General features: G+C 37.7%; 22 protein-coding genes and 1 pseudogene. 12 read left to right on the plus strand and 11 right to left on the minus strand.

Features of this window, described 5'->3' with window-relative positions:
- The 10 genes from Sarmat_RS02700 to Sarmat_RS02745 form a co-directional block, all read right to left on the minus strand.
- A partial coding sequence (locus tag Sarmat_RS02700; protein ID WP_202149039.1) for a hypothetical protein occupies positions 1 to 222 on the minus strand: 222 nt, incomplete at its 3' end.
- A gap of 233 nt (positions 223 to 455) precedes the next feature.
- Entirely contained in the window at positions 456 to 1,313 is an 858-nt protein-coding gene (murB, locus tag Sarmat_RS02705) for a UDP-N-acetylmuramate dehydrogenase (RefSeq protein WP_202149310.1), read from the minus strand.
- Positions 1,314 to 1,334: 21 nt separating this feature from the next.
- Positions 1,335 to 2,288: an ACP S-malonyltransferase gene (gene fabD, locus Sarmat_RS02710; RefSeq protein WP_202149311.1), complete on the minus strand. Its 954-nt coding sequence runs from the start codon at positions 2,286 to 2,288 to the stop codon at positions 1,335 to 1,337.
- 7 nt (positions 2,289 to 2,295) lie between these two features.
- Positions 2,296 to 3,114: a dTMP kinase gene (locus Sarmat_RS02715; RefSeq protein WP_202149312.1), complete on the minus strand. Its 819-nt coding sequence runs from the start codon at positions 3,112 to 3,114 to the stop codon at positions 2,296 to 2,298.
- Between the two features lie 315 nt (positions 3,115 to 3,429).
- The gene (locus Sarmat_RS02720) at positions 3,430 to 3,621 is read right to left on the minus strand and encodes a transposase (RefSeq protein WP_202149313.1); all 192 of its coding nucleotides are present in this window, start codon (positions 3,619 to 3,621) and stop codon (positions 3,430 to 3,432) included.
- Positions 3,622 to 4,579: 958 nt separating this feature from the next.
- Positions 4,580 to 4,834 carry a transposase gene (locus Sarmat_RS02725; RefSeq protein WP_202149314.1) on the minus strand — a complete coding sequence of 85 codons (255 nt, stop codon included), beginning with the start codon at positions 4,832 to 4,834 and terminating at the stop codon, positions 4,580 to 4,582.
- The gene (locus tag Sarmat_RS02730) at positions 4,834 to 4,971 is read right to left on the minus strand and encodes a hypothetical protein (protein WP_202149315.1); all 138 of its coding nucleotides are present in this window, start codon (positions 4,969 to 4,971) and stop codon (positions 4,834 to 4,836) included. The genes Sarmat_RS02725 and Sarmat_RS02730 overlap by 1 nt, the downstream gene beginning before the upstream one ends.
- Before the next feature lie 23 nt (positions 4,972 to 4,994).
- Positions 4,995 to 5,177: a hypothetical protein gene (locus Sarmat_RS02735; protein WP_202149316.1), complete on the minus strand. Its 183-nt coding sequence runs from the start codon at positions 5,175 to 5,177 to the stop codon at positions 4,995 to 4,997.
- Positions 5,178 to 5,386: 209 nt separating this feature from the next.
- Positions 5,387 to 6,010 carry an ATP-dependent Clp endopeptidase proteolytic subunit ClpP gene (clpP, locus tag Sarmat_RS02740; RefSeq protein ID WP_202149317.1) on the minus strand — a complete coding sequence of 208 codons (624 nt, stop codon included), beginning with the start codon at positions 6,008 to 6,010 and terminating at the stop codon, positions 5,387 to 5,389.
- 114 nt (positions 6,011 to 6,124) lie between these two features.
- Positions 6,125 to 6,448, minus strand: coding sequence for an HU family DNA-binding protein (locus tag Sarmat_RS02745; RefSeq protein ID WP_202149318.1), 324 nt, complete (start codon positions 6,446 to 6,448; stop codon positions 6,125 to 6,127).
- A 561-nt stretch (positions 6,449 to 7,009) separates the two neighbouring features.
- Here Sarmat_RS02745 and ychF point away from each other — a divergent pair.
- Together ychF and Sarmat_RS02755 are read left to right on the plus strand one after the other, a co-directional pair.
- Entirely contained in the window at positions 7,010 to 8,107 is a 1,098-nt protein-coding gene (gene ychF, locus Sarmat_RS02750) for a redox-regulated ATPase YchF (protein ID WP_202149319.1), read from the plus strand.
- A gap of 33 nt (positions 8,108 to 8,140) precedes the next feature.
- Complete coding sequence (locus Sarmat_RS02755) at positions 8,141 to 8,821, plus strand: YqgE/AlgH family protein (RefSeq protein ID WP_202149320.1); 681 nt, start codon at positions 8,141 to 8,143, stop codon at positions 8,819 to 8,821.
- 197 nt (positions 8,822 to 9,018) lie between these two features.
- Here the strand turns inward: Sarmat_RS02755 and Sarmat_RS02760 are convergent.
- Positions 9,019 to 9,789, minus strand: a pseudogene (locus tag Sarmat_RS02760) (outer membrane protein assembly factor BamD); the annotation flags it as partial.
- Positions 9,790 to 9,920: 131 nt separating this feature from the next.
- Between Sarmat_RS02760 and Sarmat_RS02765 the strand changes: the two are divergent.
- The 10 genes from Sarmat_RS02765 (at position 9,921) to Sarmat_RS02810 (ending at position 17,822) form a co-directional block, all read left to right on the plus strand.
- Positions 9,921 to 10,313, plus strand: a complete 393-nt coding sequence (locus tag Sarmat_RS02765) for a dihydroneopterin aldolase (protein ID WP_202149321.1) — start codon at positions 9,921 to 9,923, stop codon at positions 10,311 to 10,313.
- A 132-nt stretch (positions 10,314 to 10,445) separates the two neighbouring features.
- Positions 10,446 to 11,186 carry a YebC/PmpR family DNA-binding transcriptional regulator gene (locus Sarmat_RS02770; protein WP_202149322.1) on the plus strand — a complete coding sequence of 247 codons (741 nt, stop codon included), beginning with the start codon at positions 10,446 to 10,448 and terminating at the stop codon, positions 11,184 to 11,186.
- Between the two features lie 17 nt (positions 11,187 to 11,203).
- A complete protein-coding gene (gene ruvA / locus Sarmat_RS02775) occupies positions 11,204 to 11,812 on the plus strand; it encodes a Holliday junction branch migration protein RuvA (RefSeq protein ID WP_202149323.1) in 609 nt (202 codons plus the stop codon).
- A complete protein-coding gene (gene ruvB / locus Sarmat_RS02780) occupies positions 11,809 to 12,792 on the plus strand; it encodes a Holliday junction branch migration DNA helicase RuvB (RefSeq protein WP_202149324.1) in 984 nt (327 codons plus the stop codon). Before ruvA ends, ruvB begins: the two co-directional genes overlap by 4 nt.
- Positions 12,793 to 12,900: 108 nt before the next feature.
- Complete coding sequence (locus Sarmat_RS02785) at positions 12,901 to 13,644, plus strand: lysophospholipid acyltransferase family protein (protein ID WP_202149325.1); 744 nt, start codon at positions 12,901 to 12,903, stop codon at positions 13,642 to 13,644.
- A gap of 12 nt (positions 13,645 to 13,656) precedes the next feature.
- Positions 13,657 to 14,496 (plus strand): ribulose-phosphate 3-epimerase, encoded by an 840-nt coding sequence (locus tag Sarmat_RS02790; protein ID WP_202149326.1) that lies wholly within the window; start codon positions 13,657 to 13,659, stop codon positions 14,494 to 14,496.
- A gap of 30 nt (positions 14,497 to 14,526) precedes the next feature.
- On the plus strand, positions 14,527 to 15,489 hold the full coding sequence (locus Sarmat_RS02795) for a beta-ketoacyl-ACP synthase 3 (protein WP_202149331.1): 963 nt from the start codon (positions 14,527 to 14,529) through the stop codon (positions 15,487 to 15,489).
- Positions 15,490 to 15,560: 71 nt separating this feature from the next.
- On the plus strand, positions 15,561 to 16,325 hold the full coding sequence (locus Sarmat_RS02800) for a ubiquinone/menaquinone biosynthesis methyltransferase (protein WP_202149327.1): 765 nt from the start codon (positions 15,561 to 15,563) through the stop codon (positions 16,323 to 16,325).
- 42 nt (positions 16,326 to 16,367) lie between these two features.
- Positions 16,368 to 17,330, plus strand: a complete 963-nt coding sequence (locus Sarmat_RS02805; protein WP_202149328.1) for a UDP-3-O-(3-hydroxymyristoyl)glucosamine N-acyltransferase — start codon at positions 16,368 to 16,370, stop codon at positions 17,328 to 17,330.
- Between the two features lie 189 nt (positions 17,331 to 17,519).
- On the plus strand, positions 17,520 to 17,822 hold the full coding sequence (locus Sarmat_RS02810; protein WP_202149329.1) for a hypothetical protein: 303 nt from the start codon (positions 17,520 to 17,522) through the stop codon (positions 17,820 to 17,822).
- Positions 17,823 to 18,723 lie beyond the last annotated feature (901 nt).

An 18,723-nucleotide genomic window follows, 5' to 3' on the forward strand; every position in this document is an offset into this window, starting at 1 on the left:
TCTTTCTAATTCACGGTCTGACAAATCTTCCATGAATTGCAAAAGCAAACATTTAAAAAGACGCTGAACTCCATAACCTTTATAATTTGCAGGAGATTCAACGCTTTTTAATTCTTTCGCTGCCACCTCAAAATCAAATAAGTCTTTAAATTTGCGATATTGATGCTTTGGACTAACTAATTGATTTAAACTTACCATTGTAATTTGATGCGCTGAAGACATTTGAAAACCTCGTTCTTTTGAGATTTATTATAACAAAAATTACCTCATCTCGCAACAGTCCCAGTATAAATGAGTTTCGAAAGAGGTCTATAGAAACAGACGAAAAAGGTTTGGCCTCAGATTCAATTTGATTACAGCTATTTATAACATGTAGCTAGTATAAATGAGTTTCGAAAGAGGTCTAATTTCGCGAGGATGTTTTTAGATCAAGAATAAAGCCAGCGCAAAAAGATCTATTCAGTCCCAATGCGCTTTATCTCCCATTCCAGCATCTGTCCCGTTTTTTGAAACACGGTTTGGCGTATATACTCCCCTAACTCCTCTATATCCCTTGCAGTAGCACAACCATCATTAACAATAAAATTAGCATGCATCTGGCTCACGCATGCCCCGCCCATTTTAAATCCTCGCAAGCCAGCGGCATCTATCAACTCCCACGCTTTATAGTTTGGTTTATTTTTAAAAGTACTGCCACCAGTTTTCTGATTAATAGGTTGGCTTTGTTTACGTTGCGCTTTGATATATTCCATCTCTTCGAAAATTTGAAGCTTGCTTGCGCTATATCCTTGCACCATAACATCTACACAAATTAAGCTATCACATAGATTACTATTTCTATATTCAAAGTCGATTTGTTCTCGTTTTATTTGATAGTAAACCCCATTAGCATCCACCACACCCACATTCAACACAATATCCTTAAACTCTCTCTGATAAGCCCCGGCATTCATCTTTATTCCACCGCCAACAGATCCTGGTATACCACACAAAAACTCTAGCCCCCCCACGCCATGTTCCAAACAAAATTGCGCAAGATCATGATTCATGCAGCCCGCACCAACCCTAATGCAATGCATGTTGACGTTGTCGCATTGAATCTGAGTGAAGCCTCTCCCAAGCTTTAATATCACTCCATCAAACCCTCCGTCTCGAATGAGCACATTAGAGCCAGCACCTATAATATAAACAGGTTGATCATTGGTTTGTAAAAAATTCTGTATTTCCGTAATAGAGTTGGGGCGAAAAAAAAACTTAGCATCTCCACCAACCTTAAACCATGTGAGATGAGATAATGAATAATTTTGTTTCATAACGCGATACACTTCCGCTTCCTATCCCCACTTAGCAAGAAAGGCGTCTAACTCTTCCACTGTGCTAATACTCATTACGTTAAATTCATTATACCCACCATTTTTTAGCATGCCCGTTAGCACCCTCTGACCGCCTATTTCCGCCACTTCTTCTACACCTAACTCACGCATTAAATCTAAAGTTTCGCGCCACCTCACGCGATTACAGATCTGCAACGCTAAATTTTCTTTAATTTCTACAGGATCAACGGTAACATTTGCATCGTAATTACTAATAATGGGTATGCATGGCTCGTTAATATTCACATCTTCTAGCACTTCCCGCATTCTCTGTTCTGCTGGCAACATAAGCCTAGAGTGAAATGCACCGCTCACCTTTAGTTTAATCATCTTAGCGCCAGCACCAACGCCGAGTTGATGCAATGTGTCTATGGCATTAGCATGGCCACTCACAACAATCTGGTTTAGGATATTATCATTAGCAATCTGACAAACATTAGAAGGATTAGTCTGTAACACTTGATCTATCATCCTTTCTAGCTCTGCAACACTCAAGCCAATGCATGCCATCATAGCTCCTCCATTCGGCATCGCCTCATACATCGCCCTACCGCGCTCCTTGAGTAGTTTAACAGTATCAGATAGCGAAATACTTTCCACTGCGCACAGTGCGCTATATTCTCCTAGAGAATGGCCAGCTGATATAGATGCCAGCTCGCTAATATTCTTGCCACTCTGTTTTTGCAGTACGCGCAAGATAGCCACAGATGTGCACATGAGAGCTGGTTGAGCGTTCATGGTTTTAGATAAATCTTCTTGTGAACCACCAAAGATCACATTGCTTAATTTAAAATTCAGACAGTCATCTACTAACTCAAAAACTTCTCTGGCTTCGGCAAAGTTTTCGTAAAAGTCACGCCCCATACCAAGCACTTGTGAGCCCTGTCCTGGGAAAATAATCGCTTTTTTTAACATAGATTTCTTAAAACTTAATATATAATTTAATTTTTTTGATAATCACTTCATGGACTTGCGCACTAGTCAAACCTCCGGAATCTATAACATGCAATCTCTCACGCCTCTCCTCCAAATTTCTTTGGGTAGCTAAGGTTAAAAACCCACGCCTCACAAGACGCTGCATCTCTTTATTTCTTTCGAATCTATCTGGATTATTCTTTTGCGCCAGTCTATTCGACACAATGTCATCTTGAGCATCGAGTATAAAGGTGATATCTGGTAAGAATTTTGATTGTAAATAATAATTTTGAAAAAGGATAGGGTCTATTGCAACATCACAAGACACCTCCTCATGAGTGAGTTTGGAAAGAGATTTATTCGATGAGATAATATGCAAAAACATATCTCGTAGCATTTTATCATGTGCGCAGTAAACCCAGTCAGTCGATCTTTTGGACTCATTACAATAACCTTGATACACCGCCGTGCTGTCAACAAACCTATCGCATATCACTATCTTGCCCGCAAGCAAAGCGGGTATTATCTTGCGCAGCAAGTGCTCATATCGCGCTACCATTATTAAATGAAACTGAGACCAGGAACTCAGAGACCCATGTAGCATCAAATCTCTAATTTTCTCACCCACTTCATCATAGTGGCCCACTTCTCTAGTTTTAACATACTCTATAGATTGTGACGAGAAGTACTCTGCTAATAAATCCACTTGCGTGCTTTTACCAACGCAATCTCCGCCCTCAAAAGATATAAACAAACCACTTGTGGTTTGGCGAGGGGTATGCAAATCTGAGCTTTGAATATGAGAATTACTAGGTAGTATCGACATTTATTTATTACCTCTAACAATTAATAGCATCATTACGTGCCCTTGAAGTACTTCATATCCTCGCCATAAGGTCATTGTTTCGGGAAGTTGATAACTCTTTCTTGCCATAAAGCCTCCTAATTTGTCACCTGATTTTGCGATCCGTAGCTTCAGAGCTGTATAGTGTGCAGACCTGGTCGGTATTGGTCTATATAGTAAATTAAGTTGAAGTTTACAAGGCAAAGCACTGATTTAAAGCATCATAAAGTTTATCAAAAGAAGAGATTCTGTCCTTAATCTAACATTTCATGTTTGCCCAGAATTTTTCTATAGGGTTTAAGTCTGGAGAATATGGAGGCAAAAAATGATCTTGTAATTTACTGATTTAATCAATTCTTTTGTCTTCTTAGATTTATGAAAAGAAGCATTGTCCATAATTACAACTTGGCAGGACTTTAATTCCTTAATTAAAACATTCTCCACCCAGCTTTCAAATAATAGTGTATTGCATAGACCATTAAATACCATAGGTGCTATTGACTTATTATTCACTAATCCCTTATAATGTTTGTTCTTTCGTAATGTTTGCACTCTTTTTGCTAACTATTTCTCGCCTTTCTTTCCCCATCCACGATCTTTGCATATCGTCATCTTGATAGCGCTCTCGTCAATAGAGCTGTTGCGTAGTTATGAATTTAAAAAAACACAGAGTATGTTAGGTGTAGAGCTGATGTGTTTATGTCGATAATGCTTTATTATAAAATTCATTTTTGAAATTAATAATTCCAGCTATAATATTAAACTTTAAGTTATACGCCTTGCGTTTATTACAGTAACGATTCGATAAAATGCGAAACTTTTTAAGTTGAGTGATAATATTTTCAACTTTTACACGTCTTTTAACATATTATCTTATTATATATTTTTGCCAGTAACTCAAGAGCTTTTTCTTGCGTTTTTTTTATCGGTGTTTTGGCGTTCTTGCAAAGTTTCTTTAACCCCTGATATCCGGAATTGGCATAAATATTGGTATCTGATCAATTATATGAGGCTATTTCTTTAAAATATCTAATTCAACCTAAATTACTATATTACCTTTATTTACATAATTCATTACTTTTTACGAAAATCTTGACTATAGGATGATGGCATTTTTTTTATTTTATCGTATTATATACTCGAATTTCAACTTAATTTACTATAGTTGTTTTGGATTAGTTTTTTTAGTCCTAATTTTGATGGGATTTAGCTGGTTTTGAATTAGACCGTTTTTTATGCTGATGCAATAGCGCAAACGGCAACCAACTTCATAAACCGATCTGACTGATAAATGTGGCTTTTTTCAATGTCAAATCCGGCTGAGTTTAAACAGATGCTCAATTGACCAACGAAATTTGTATAAAGCAAAAAATATTTACATCAATTCTAGAATTTGCTACTACTACCATTAGCTCATTTTTATGGTTTCTATAAGCAGATAATCAAACTAAGTGACCTCATAAACTGCTTCAACCTCAACATATTCAAACTGTTGTAGATGCTTAAAGCTCTGGCTTGCTGCTTTAGTTTGCAAGGATTTTTTAATGCGAATCTTCATATCCTTTAACGGAATAGCAAAGTTAATCTGCCTTTCTATAAGAAAATCCAACCATTCTTTACTCATAAACTCACGATCGGCTAGTAGGTATTTAATGCTTTTTGCTCCAAATGGATTAATAAACCGCATCATCATTTCCTTCATTAGACCTCTTGCATAATCTCAAAAATGAAGGAGGAATTTTTAGGAAAAATGATGTTGAGCGCCGCAGCATACTCTAGTATATGAGGAGTGCAAAGGAGTTTTGACAACAAAATTACCCTGTAAAATAGCTTATGCAAGAGGTCTAGTAAAATATCTTTGGTTATTTCCCATCGATCATCGCGCAAGCCGCATAACATCTTAGCCTCATTATTAGCGCTAAAATATCATAACACAAGAAAACCTTAAATGTCGACACTGCCCCAGACTTCTTCTGTAACTCTACTTCTGATGCCAACTGTAGTGGCACTCCGATGCTCCAATCCTCACCTAACTCTGTATACACTCCACATTTTGCACTTTCATTTGCTCCTCATGAGCGAGTTTCAAAAGAAGCCCATTACCAGCAAGTATCAGCAAGTGACATAAAAACCTATATAAGCTAGATTGTTTTGCGCAAGAACTTCCATGTAACCTAAACACATGACTGCCCCTCACGCTACGCTATTTGCTGCGTGCCTTGCCTACTGAGAGCGAGCTTTGCAAGAGATTTACTCACTTGTTAATATCTTTTTGTTTTTCTCTATGAATGATAGAATCTCTAGATTCGATGATGGCATCAATTATACCAAAAGATTTAGCCTCGTCAGCGCTCATAAAATTATCGCGCTCCATGCTTTCGTTAATCTTTTGAATATCTTGGCCAGTGTGAGTGCTATACATCTGATTCAGCATAGCTTTTAATTTAACTATTTCTTTGGCATGTATCTCTATATCAGTCGCTTGCCCTCTATACCCTCCGGATGGTTGGTGTATCATAATCCTGCTGTGCGGCAATGCATACCTCATGCCTGGGGTACCAGCTGTTAGCAACAAAGAACCCATAGAACAAGCCTGCCCTATGCACACAGTTGCAATACTCGGTTTAATGTATTGCATAGTATCGTAAATCGCGAGACCAGAGCTCACCACTCCCCCGGGGGAGTTGATATACATATATATATCTTTATCAGGATTTTCTGCTTCTAAAAACAGTAGCTGGGCAACAATTAGGTTAGACATGTGGTCTTCTACTTCACCACAGACAAAAACGATACGCTCCTTTAATAACCTAGAATATATATCATATGCTCTTTCGCCCTTTGCAGTTTGCTCGACTACTATTGGAACATAAGACATCTATTCCTCCCCTATTAAATAAATTAGTAATTACAATTAGTTATTTGATGTTTGATGTCCGTACGTAACACTAATAAACGATGGAGCACCTCCCTACAAGATTTAAGGCTGAACTTATTCGCTCACTCTGCCATTCACTGCATCTTTCATGTTCTGCCCCGCCTTAAACACTGGCTGTTTATAAGCAGGTATATCAAGCCGCTCTCCATTCCGAGGATTCCTACCACATCTTGCTGCTCTTTCCTGAATTTCAAAAGAACCAAAACCCATAACACTTACATCACTACCCTTTTTTAGAATACTCAAAATAGCCTGCAATACCATATCCAATGAACGAGTAGCTTCAGCCTTGGAAACGCCAGCAAGACTGCTAATTTCTCCCACCAAACCATCTTTTCTATAGGTTATTTTACCAGAAGTGTTTTTAGAATTTTTCATACTCATTGCTTTAATATTAGTTACTTAAAAAATAAACAATTCTTCTACAACGTTAATGCTGGAGCGCTACGCATCTTCTCTTCAAAACGAGAGTTGCAAACAGACGAGCCCCAAAAAAAATGCGTAAATAGCCCTCAACACTAAATACAAAAGGCCGGCAACTACATCTTATGTATTCATTAATTGGGCCATCATGTATTCATTAATTAGGCCATTAAAGAGTTAGTTATCATATCCAATATTATGCGAAGGTCAATGTTATATCAATACTGCCGCAGTTAAAAAAGACAAAAACTTTATGATATAAATCTTTGAAAAGATTAATTATGATACATTTTTATCACTTTTCTGTTTAGTTTTGCACAAACATCACAAAGACTATACCACTCTTGGCTTAAAAATTGATGTATTTATCTCACATATTTTAAATTTTATCTCAACACTCTCCTGTGCTAGGTATATCTCATATCTTTGGGTAGGCAAATTTGCAATACTCGCTTATTTATATTAATTATATCTCTATACATGTAATGAGTTTTTAACATAAATCGATTAACCAATATGTCATTAAAATGTGGAATAGTAGGATTGCCTAACGTAGGCAAATCTACCTTATTCAATGCCCTTACTTCCACTTTCAGCGCCCAAGCAGCAAATTACCCATTTTGCACAATAGAGCCAAATTCCGGCATAGCCACCGTTGAAGACCAGCGCTTAGATAGCTTATCTAAGATCGCAAATTCCGAGAAAATCATTCGCGCCACTGTAGAATTCGTAGATATCGCTGGGCTAGTAAAAGGCGCAAGTAAAGGCGAGGGATTGGGTAATAAATTCCTAGCTCATATCAGGGAAGTAGACGCTGTCTTACATGTGTTAAGGTGCTTTGAAAACAAGGATATTATACATGTATACAATAAAGTAGACCCATTAACAGACATGCAACTCACAGAAACTGAGCTCATTATAGCAGACTTAGAATCTGTAGACAAGAGGATTGCTGCGATTGAGAAGAAGAGCAAACAAGACCCACTGCTGGCGCAGCAAATAGAAATATTAAGAGAAACTAAGCTATTGCTCGCATCTGGCAAACCAGCGATTCATGTTTTAGATTTAGGTTACACCAAACATCAACTTAATCAACTACAATTACTCACTGGTAAAAAAATGTTGTACGCGCTAAATGTTGGCGAAGATGAGTTGCTGTCTGGCAATGAACATACGCAAACTGTGATAGAACATCTAAGTAGTATTAAAGCAAAATATTGCATCATTTCTTCTCAGATTGAATCAGAGATAGCGGCACTAACAAACCCTGAAGAGAAGGCGGAATTCTTAGATACGCTTGGTATACAAGAGTCTGGTTTAACTAGAATCACGAAAGAAGTTTATAGTTTGCTAGACCTCAAAAGCTTCTTCACAATCGGACCAAAAGAGGCTAGAGCATGGACAGCCCCTAGCAGCGCGCTTGCGCCCGAAACAGCAGGGATCATACATAGTGATTTTGAAAGAGGATTTATTAAAGCCGAAGTAATTAGTTATAATCATTACATAGAATACGATGGCGAAAATGGAGCAAAAAATGCTGGCAAAATGAGAATAGAGGGGAGGGACTATTTGGTGCAAGATGGAGATGTGATTTTATTTAGATTCAATGTATAATCAGTGCTACAACTATTTTGCGCAAAAACAAATATGCAAATTTTTCAAAATTTAAGTAATAAATTACTCATTAGCACCCCAGTGCTTAATAACGATAAGTACTTTGCTAAAGCTATAGTGTACATTCTTATCAATGACCAAGTTACTGGCAGTTTAGGACTTATCGTAAATTCTATCGAGCAAAACGCTACGGTAGATTACTCCACGCCTAACCTGGATGAAACATTCAAAACAGATGAATCTGAATACCAATTTCATGATAATATAGACTATCACCCATTCCAACAGACCGAGCAAAAAAAATATAAGGTAACAGTGAGAATCGGTGGTCCTTGTAGTAATTCTTTGTTACTTCTACATACTAACGATCATCTTCCGCCGTCCTCTCTGTTACAAACGCAAAGCGCCAAACTTTCTTATAACAGAGAGATCACTCATCATCTTGAAGCACCGTCTTTGAGCAAGATCAATGTGCTATATCATTTTATCAAAGATAATAAATGGCCATCGCATTACTTCGCAATCTCTGGCTTCTCAATTTGGGCGCTTGGACAACTGGAAAATGAAATAAAAAATAACTATTGGGTGTTACAAGACTTTTGTATGGACACAGTATTTGGCAAGGGTACTAGAGAGCAGAGATGGGAAGAAGCTATCACTAAGAATTTTAATTATCATGATAAAGTTCTACTCACAACTAATTTCTTGGCATAGCAATTCAATCTATACGCAAACATAGCCATTTTTAAACTCTAATGACTTTTCTAATAACTTTTTCAGCAATACCTAGCCTTTTATTGCATTGTCGCTGCCTCCTTTGTTTTTTTATTAGTCTTCTTAGTTTTGTTGGCGTTGTTAGTATTAGCCGCTTGTTTTTTTTGCGATATAGTTGACACTTTTGCATTATTATTCTCTTCCCATTCTCGTATCAATTCATATCCTTTTTTGTACCAAGCGCTCCTAGGATAGTTATATCCAAGCACCGCAATATACTTACTAGCTTCATCTTTAATACCAAGCATCTTATATCCTTGAGCAATTCTATATAAAGCTTCTTGAGTATGCGCAGTATTCTGATAAGAATTAATCACACATTTCGCTCTGTTTACAGCTGCAATTGGTTGCTTTTTAAACAAATAATAGCGCGCCACCTCTAGCTCTTTACCCGCCATATGATCATCTAGTAAACACATCTTCATACGGGCATCTGTAGCATATTTTGTATCAGGAAAACGAGCTATTAACTGCTCAAACACTTCCTTTGCTCTAGAGGTATTAGATTGATCTAAATCTATATCTTCTACTTGCATGTAATAGTTCATACCCTTTAAATATAGAGCGTACGCACAATATGGATCAGCAGGATGTAGAGTATAAAATAAATCTAATGTTCCAGCAGACTCCTCGTACTCTCCTTCTAAAAACAGAGTATAAGCCTCCATCAACTGGGCCTTAGAAGCTAACTCTGCGCCAGGATGCTGAGCATATACTCTATGAAACTCATGCGCAGCATCTTTATATTTACCCTTCGCAAGCAAGTACATAGCTTCAGTGTATAGTTTTGGCGCTGGTACAATTAGATCTTCTCCATTCTTATTGCTTTTACATGAAGCGAGAGTCAAGAGTAAAATGCAAGACCCGACGACCAAAAACCATTTCGGTTTTTTATGTTTATCACGCATGATATAGCTTATTGCCATAATTCATTTTATAAAAACTTATAATTTGGTTAAACTTCATAAGATTATTGAAGAAAAGTGCCGTAAAGTCAAATCACCACTCTATAAAAATATAAATAAAAAATAAATAAAATATGCAAAATAAAACATCAGAAACAAAAGTACATTTTTATGACGCACAACTACGCATCACCAATGTTTGGTTTAATGTAAGGCTAGGACATACTTATGATGAAAGACAAAGCGCACAGAAAGTGAAAATAGATTTATCATTCGAACGAGATTTAGTTGCGTGTTATAGCGATCATTTAGACGACACTTTTTGCTATGCAGAGCTCATAGCGGGAGCGCAAGAAAGTTTGCAAAATAAAACTTTTTGCTTAATAGAACATCTTGCAATAGTACTTGCGCAATATATATACACTAAAACAAAAGCACACTTCACAATCACTATCACGAAATACGTCGAACTCTTGCGCTCTCAAACAATGCATGTAAGTTTCAGTCTATCAAATAAACCAAAATAGACTATAGACTGAACCAAAATAGAAGATATAATAAACTTAAGATTCTTGCATTAATTAATTTTTATCTAAACAAAAAATTATTCCGTTTATTTTATCATATTAAATTCAAAATATAGTTAGAGGTATTTAAATATGGCTGGACACTCCAAATTTAAAAATATACAACATAGAAAAGGTGCGCAGGATAAGAAGCGCGCAAAAATTTTCACCAAGCTGATACGCGATATATCAGTTGCGGCAAAACAAGGCGCAGACCCAGAAATCAATCCAAGATTAAAGCATGCAATTGCCTGCGCAAAAGCCCACAACCTACCGAAAGAAAGAATAGAAAAGGCCATACACGCCAAAGAGCATGATCAAAACGAGTTACATGAAATCAGATATGAGGGCTTCTTAACGGATGGATTAGCAGTGATAGTAGAAACTATTACTGATAATAAAAATCGCACAGCATCTGATGTGCGCAGTATGTTTAATAAATTTGGTGGTCATATGGGAGAGCAAGGCTCGGCAAGTTTTATGTATGATCATCTTGGATGTATTATCTATCCAATATCTATCTGCTCCGAAGATGAATTAACGCAAAAAGCGCTAGAGCTTGGCGCGTCAGATATCACATGCGAACACGAACACTATACAATATACACTGATGTGCAAGATTTTTCTAAATGCGAACATGCCTTGGCGGATATATATGGCGTTGCATCAGAAAGCTATTTAAGTTGGAAGCCTCATAATTTATCCATAGTTACTGACGAAGTAAAAGCCAAAAAACTGCTCGACTTTATTGAAGCGCTAGAGCATAATGAGGACGTGCAAAATGTGTTCCCTAACTTTGATTTTACTGATGAGATTATAGAATCTTTACAATAAAATCACTCAAATAATATATGATTGGTAAATTAAGGGGTGTAGTAGACATCATCACAAAACACTACCTCATCTTAGACGTTCAAGGGGTGGGGTATTTGGTGTTTACCACGTCTAATCTTCTGAGTCAATTACAGCTAGAACAAAACATAGAATTATGGATAGAAACTTATCTACGCGAAGATAAATTACATCTCTATGGCTTTAGCTCTCAACTAGAAAAAGAATGTTTTTTATTAATCAATTCCGTCAGTGGCGCTGGCACAAAAATCGCGCTGTGCATCCTCTCTAGCATACAAGCTCATCAATTCTGTCGTATAATAGAAGAGCAAGATAGAGAAGTAATAGAAAGTGTACAAGGCGTCGGACCTAAGCTCGCTCAAAGGCTGCTACTAGAATTAAAAAATAAAATAAAATCCCTCACTCATCTTTTGCCCAATGATGCAGATGAGGAGTTTTCTCTAGATGTGCTCTGTAATCAGAGCTTACTAGACGATGCCGTTTCAGTTTTAGTAAATCTAGGATTAAATAAAAAACTTATGCATACTTATGTCTCATCTTTATTAAAAGAAAAACCGGAACTTGCGCTAGACGAAATCGTAAGAATCGCGCTGCTGCAATACTCATGAGCACGATACTCTGTCCGCAACAATTAGAATCTGATCAAGACTATAGTCTACGCCCATCTTTCTTAAAAGAATTCATCGGGCAGACAAATATTAAAAGTAATTTGTTAGTATTTTTAGACTCAGCAAAAAAACGTAATGAGCCATTAGATCACTGTCTCTTCTATGGCCCACCAGGGCTTGGCAAAACCACTTTAGCGCAAATAATAGCCAAAGAGATGAACGTCAACATCAAAACCACTTCCGCACCAGCACTCGTCAAAACTGCAGATCTCGCTGGTATTTTAATGAATCTCAAGAGGGGTGAGATATTATTTATAGACGAAATACACAGAATGCGCATTGCACTAGAGGAAATGCTGTATAGCGCAATGGAAGATTTAAAATTAGATCTAGCAATAGGCCAGGGTAGCACTGCCAGAATAGCTAGAGTGGACCTAGCGCATTTCACGCTGGTTGCAGCCACAACGAGACTGGGGCTTATTAGTAACCCACTACGTTCGCGTTTTCCTATATCACTCAGGCTAGAACTATACTCTACAGAAGAACTACACACAGTGTTAGCAAGAGCTGCTATGATGCTTAAACTTAACTGTAGTAGTGATGGCCTCACTGAAATAGCTATGCGCTCTAGAGGTACTCCACGCATTGCGCTTAGAATTTTGCGTAGAGTGCGGGATTTTGCGATAGTAGAAAATATACAATCAACAAACGTGAGCTATGTTCAGCAAATTCTTGCTAAAATGGAGATAGATGGTTTAGGATTAGATAGTAACGATCATAGATATCTGCAATTTATCTATAACAATTATAATGGCGGACCAGTAGGCTTAGAAACTATCGCCTCCGGTTTAAATGAAACTAAAGATTCTATAGAAGAAACTATAGAGAATTATTTAATTAGAATAGGTTTTGTTAATAAAACAACCAAAGGTCGACAACTAACCCATCATGCTATTAATTACTTGCTAAAGAAGCTTTGAGTGATGCGATTTGCGTCGTTCGCATACAAAAAAAGTCATGGGGGCTAGGATTTTCATATATTTTATACTAAAATTATCTGTGAGTTTTTTGATATTGCTTGTTTATCTATGTTAGATTTTATTTGGCATTTAAGAGTGTTATTGTTTTATTTAGTAGTATCGATATTCACCATCACTTTTTTTACTATTAGCGCAGTTCCGCTGCGCTTCTGTAATTTAAGCTATGATACAAAATATTTAATAGTTACTTGGTTTTCTCGTGGTTTTATTCTGATATGCAAATTAATTTGTAATCTAGATTATAAAATCACCGGAATAGAAAAATTACCCAAAGAGCCGTGCGTAGTAATGGCAAACCACCAATCCTTTTGGGATAACATTATTATGCAGCTTATTATTCCTAAACATTCATGGATTATTAAACGAGAGCTGTTCGATATCCCCTTCTTCGGCTGGGGGCTCAAGCTAGTGGAGCCTATAGCAGTTGACCGCACCGAACGCCTTTCGGTTAAACAAATATTAGAATATGGAGCGCAAAAACTTTCGCAAGGATTATGGATAGTCATCTTTCCTGAGTCTACCAGACTGAACCCAGACCAAACTGCCAGATTCAAACCAAGCGGCCTTAAATTAGCCCAAGTTGCAGAGGTGCCGGTAGTGCTACTTGCGCATAATGCGGGAGTGTATTGGCCAAAGGGATTCTGGATAAAGAAACCAGGCGTGATAGACATTAGAGTACTAGATGTTATTTCCAAGGAAGAGCTTGAACAATTTGATGTCCGTACTTTAAACGATAAGGCTGAAAATTTAATCAATACTAATAAACAAATGTTGTTACAACAATCTATATAAAAAACACCTTCAATGCCTACGCACAATAGACTTCTTCGAAAACTCGTTCATAATGAGCAAGCGCAAGGGGTGCGCGAAGCGCGGAACGCTAGGCACACTGAAGTACGCGAGGGGTTTGAATCGGCGGCGATAACGCACTTGCCATCAGGAGTAGAGTATGGAATGGGTTCTAACCGGAAGCTCGCTCTTCCTCTCGTCGCCGCTTCTTTGCTTGCTAGCGATTTTCTTCATTTGCAAAATCAGATTTATACGCTGAAAGAAGCGGGCGTAGATATGATTCATATAGATGTGATGGATGGGCATTTTGTGCCGTGTATCACTTTTGGTCCATGCATAATATCTGCTATTAGTTCTATTTGCGCCATTCCTATAGACATTCACCTCATGATATCTAATATCGATAGCGTCTATCTAGACTACCTCAACCTAGGCGCTACTCACCTAGCCTTTCATTTAGAGGCGAGCGCTGATCCGGAGGGCTTGATTACAACGATAAAAAAATCTAATAATAAAATAAAGCTTGGTGTAGCTTTAAAACCAAACACCCCCATACAAAATATTGCATCTCTACTTCCTATTTTAGATAATGTGCTTGTAATGAGCGTAGAACCGGGCAAATGCGGGCAAGATGTGTTGTATGATCAAGTAAAAAAGGTTGAATGGTTAAACAATCGTATGTCCGACCGGCAGTTAATTTTTGTTGATGGTGGTATGAACGCCAACTCTGCAAAAGAATTTATTACGGCTGGAACTAATGTAGTGGTGAGCGGTAGTTATCTTTTTAATGAAGATGGGCAAGGGTATCAAGCAAGAGTGAATAAATTACGTAATGCTTGCAAGACTTCAATTTAAATTAAATCTTAAAAGGTTGAAAGATAGATGGTGTTTTCTAGAATAGTAGCCGTTGGGGGGTTTTTGCCAAAGCGAATAGTAACAAATCACACGCTTTCAGAAACATTAGATACAAATGATGAATGGATTATGGTGCGCACCGGCATAAAGCGACGCCATATCGCATCTGAATCAGAATGCACGTCTGACCTTGCGCTGCACAGCTTGCAAAGTGCTATTGAACATGCCAGAGAAAGTTTTGACCCAGAGTTTGGCCTAGACTCATTAGACCTCATATTATGCGCAACCACTACGCCTGACCAAAACTTCCCATCCCTAGCCTCTGTTATACATCAAAAATTAGGTATCACTAAAAACATTCCAATGTTTGATCTACAGGCGGTATGCTCGGGCTTTGTATATGGGTTAGAAGTGGCGGATGCTATGATAAAAAGCGGTAAATATCGTACAATAGCATTAGTTTGCGCAGAAAAAATGTCGTCGTTGATAGATTGGTCTGATAGGTCTACCGCTATACTTTTTGGAGATGGCGCTGGTTGCGCAATTATCCGCGCAGATCATTACGGTCTCATTGATACCATGCTTGGTGGAGATGGCCAATATCACTCCTTACTTTATACAGATGGCGGGGCGGGATCTAACGCATCTTGTGGTAAGATTAGAATGGAGGGTAAAACACTGTTTAAACATGCCATAGCAAAGATGGCGGAAACTGCTACTCTATTGCTACAAAATAACAACATGTCTATATCAGACATCAAATATGTTGTACCACATCAGGCTAACATAAGAATTATAGAAGCTATAGCCCAAAGACTTGAACTGCCAGAGGATAAGATAATAATTACCATACAAAATCATGGTAATTGCTCCGCAGCATCCATACCACTCGCCTTGTATGAAAAACGTGATTTGTTTAATAAAGGCGATATTATTTTATTTCTAACTTTCGGCGCAGGCATAACATGGGGCGGCGCATTGCTGGCCTGGTGAGGTGGTTTGTAAAATTCGATAGTATGCGCAGATGATCATTAATAAATTAAGAATTGCAGGGGCATAAGACGATGGAAGAAGGGTTTGGCACAGAACGAACGAATCATAGAAGCAAGAGAGAGGAGAAGATCTTTCGTATCTTTAGTAGCGTTGCAGAAAAATACGATCTCATGAATGATTTTATGAGTTTTGGTATGCACAGACTATGGAAGCAAAAATTTACTGCTAAAGTAAACTTGCATAATGGCGTTGCTATTCTAGATAGCGCCGCTGGTAGTGGTGATATAGGTCTAAACCTCGTCAAGCGGGCGAAGCACCTTGGTATTAATGCTCATATTACTATAACAGATGTGAACGCAAAGATGTTGCAAAAAGCTATAGATCGTAGCATAGATAAAAATTATTTTCATGATCTGGTCTTTGCGCAAGAAGATGCGCAGCATCTTTCATTCGCTAATGACACTTTTGACTATTATATTATCGCATTTGGTATCCGTAATGTTTGCAACATAGAACTTGCCTTGCAGGAAGCTTTAAGAGTGCTAAAACCAAATGGAGTATTCTTGTGCTTAGAATTTGCACAATGCCAACATGGCGCAGCGAGCAAAATGTATAATAGCTATAAACGCCATATTATACCAAGAATGGGGCAATGCATAGCACATGATAGAGAAGCTTATCAGTATTTAGTAGATAGCATTGATCAATTTTATAATCAAGAAGAGTTTGTGCAGTTTCTAAAAGAAGTGGGTTTTATAGACGTAGTGTATGAAAACTTTACTAACGGTATATGCGCTGCGTATCAGGGAAAAAAAAGCGCGCAGGCACAGGTATAGCGAGTATATAATATATTTATCGTAAATTATTTACTTAAACTTATGGTTAATGCCACAAACAATCAGAGGCAATTGCTGAGGGAGCGTTTTTATCAACGCAGAGCAGTGCCGCTGTTTCAAATCTTTAACACTATTGGCGTTACACCAGCGAGCGATGCGCAGGATTGTTTAATTAATAACATTAGCACATTGCAAGATGCGCAAGAGCAGGATGTTAGTTTTTTTTCCAATCCAAGATATTTTCAAGAACTTATCGATAGCAAAGCGAAGGTGATTTTTACCGCAAAAGAGGTAGGGGTGTTACTGCAAAAAAAGACGCTAGATAAACAAATTATTATTACCAGCAACCTGCAGGAGGTGTGTAGCAATTTAATAGATTTATTTTATCAACCAGTAAAAACCGACTCGGATATAGCAAAAGACGCTGTTATACATCCCACAGCCATTATAGAAGATGGCGTAAAAATAGGTAGCGGTAGCTGCATTGGGCCATATTGCGTAATTAGCAATGCGGTAATAGGAGAGGATGTGCAGGTGAGCGCTGGTAGCTGCATAGGCAAGCCAGGGTTTGGTTTTACCCAAAAAAACGGGAAGTATCATGCCATCACTCATGTCGGCATAGTGTTGATAGGTGATGGGGCGAATATAGGCGCTAATGTGATGATAGACAGAGGCTCCATAGGCGATACACTCATAGGGGAAGGGTGTTTAATAGATAACATGGTACATATCGCTCATAATGTGCAAATAGGTCGCGGCACCATGATAGCTGCGCAAACAGGCATAGCTGGCAGTAGTAGGATTGGAGATTATTGCATGATTGGGGGGCAGGTGGGGATATCTGGTCATGTGTTTATAGGTAACAGAGTGCATATAGCCGCAAAATCGGGCGTAATGCAAGACGTGCAAGATGGAAGAAAGGTTGGGGGAATACCAGCAACTGATTTGAGATTGTGGCATAGGCAGACTGTGTTTTTGAAGGAGGCGGTGAAATATAAAGGTTGAAGAGTATTATTATTGCATAAGTAGACACCTACTGCGTAAGTCAAGGGAGTAAGAGTCTGTATTCTAATGATCTTAGTACCGGACAGTTAGGTAAAAAAGTAGTAGCGTAAAGGTAGAAAAGCAGTTAAACATATACATTTTTAACGATAATTAAGGATGTTTATGTTCTATAATACCACTTTACGCCAAATGTTATCAAAACACTTTCGATGGAATAAATCAAGAGTCGAATTATTGGAGATGATAATTTTATCACTTTTTAAGACCCAGAACGTACAAATTCCTAAAATAGCAGAGGGTATAATAAGTGACGCAAAGCAAGATTCAGTAATTAAAAGAATTTACAGATTTTTTAAAGATCAGCTAATAGATGCAGTCGAAGTTGCAGCGTTGGTAGTGGATATCTTAAGTTTAGACAAATATTTGTTAGTAATAGATCGGACAAATTGGGAGTTTGGCAAACAAAGTATTATATCTAGCGATTTCATATGAAAACATAGCAATTCCGATCTTTTTTAAGATGCTAGATAATAAGGGTGGCAACTCGAAAGCTTCAGACCGTATAGAGCTGGTCAGCAAATTTATCAAATGTTTTGGGATTGGAAAAATAGAGGCAATTTTGGGGGATAGAGAATTTTTTGACCAGGAATGAATTGAATTTCTTACAAATAATAATATTAATTTTGTATTCCGGATAAAATGTAATACGAAAGTTAGAGGAGCAAATCTTGGTAAAGTGTAAATTAAATCAATAGACCTCTTTCCTAACTCTACTCCTGATGGCAACTGTGGCGACGCTGTCGATGCGCAAGTCCTCACGTACCTCATGTACGCTGCGGCTCTGTGCTTCGTATACTCCTCGCATTTGCTCTTAATTGAGCGAGTTTCGAAAGAGGTCTAATTATTAATCAATTTAAAGAAGATATGTGGGTTAGCCTGAATAAACCGCAATTAATTCATAAATCAAAAATTAAAATTACTATGAAAAAAATCAAGGGAGACTATGTTATACTTGCCTATCCCGAGTGTTTTTCAAGTAAAAAAGCAGTGCTTCTTTATAAGAAAAGATGGAGTATTGAATCGATGTTTAAGGCATTAGACCTCTTTCGAAACTCGCTCAATTAAGAGCAAATGCGAGGAGTATACGAAGCACAGAGCCGCAGCGTACATGAAGTACGTGAGGACTTGCGCATCGACAGCGTCGCCACAGTTGCTATCAGGAGTAGAGTTAGGAAAGAGGTCTATTGAAAACGCAAGGTTTTAATATGGAAGATACTCACATCAAAGATCTTGAAAGATTAGCAAAATTGCTTGCAGTTTTAACAATTGGATTTGTATTTACCGTAAAATTTGGGGTAATAAAAAATTTAGTAAAACCAATTAAAATTAAAAA

The organism is Candidatus Sarmatiella mevalonica, from assembly GCF_016751895.1.
Lineage (GTDB): Bacteria > Pseudomonadota > Alphaproteobacteria > Rickettsiales > Rickettsiaceae > Sarmatiella > Sarmatiella mevalonica.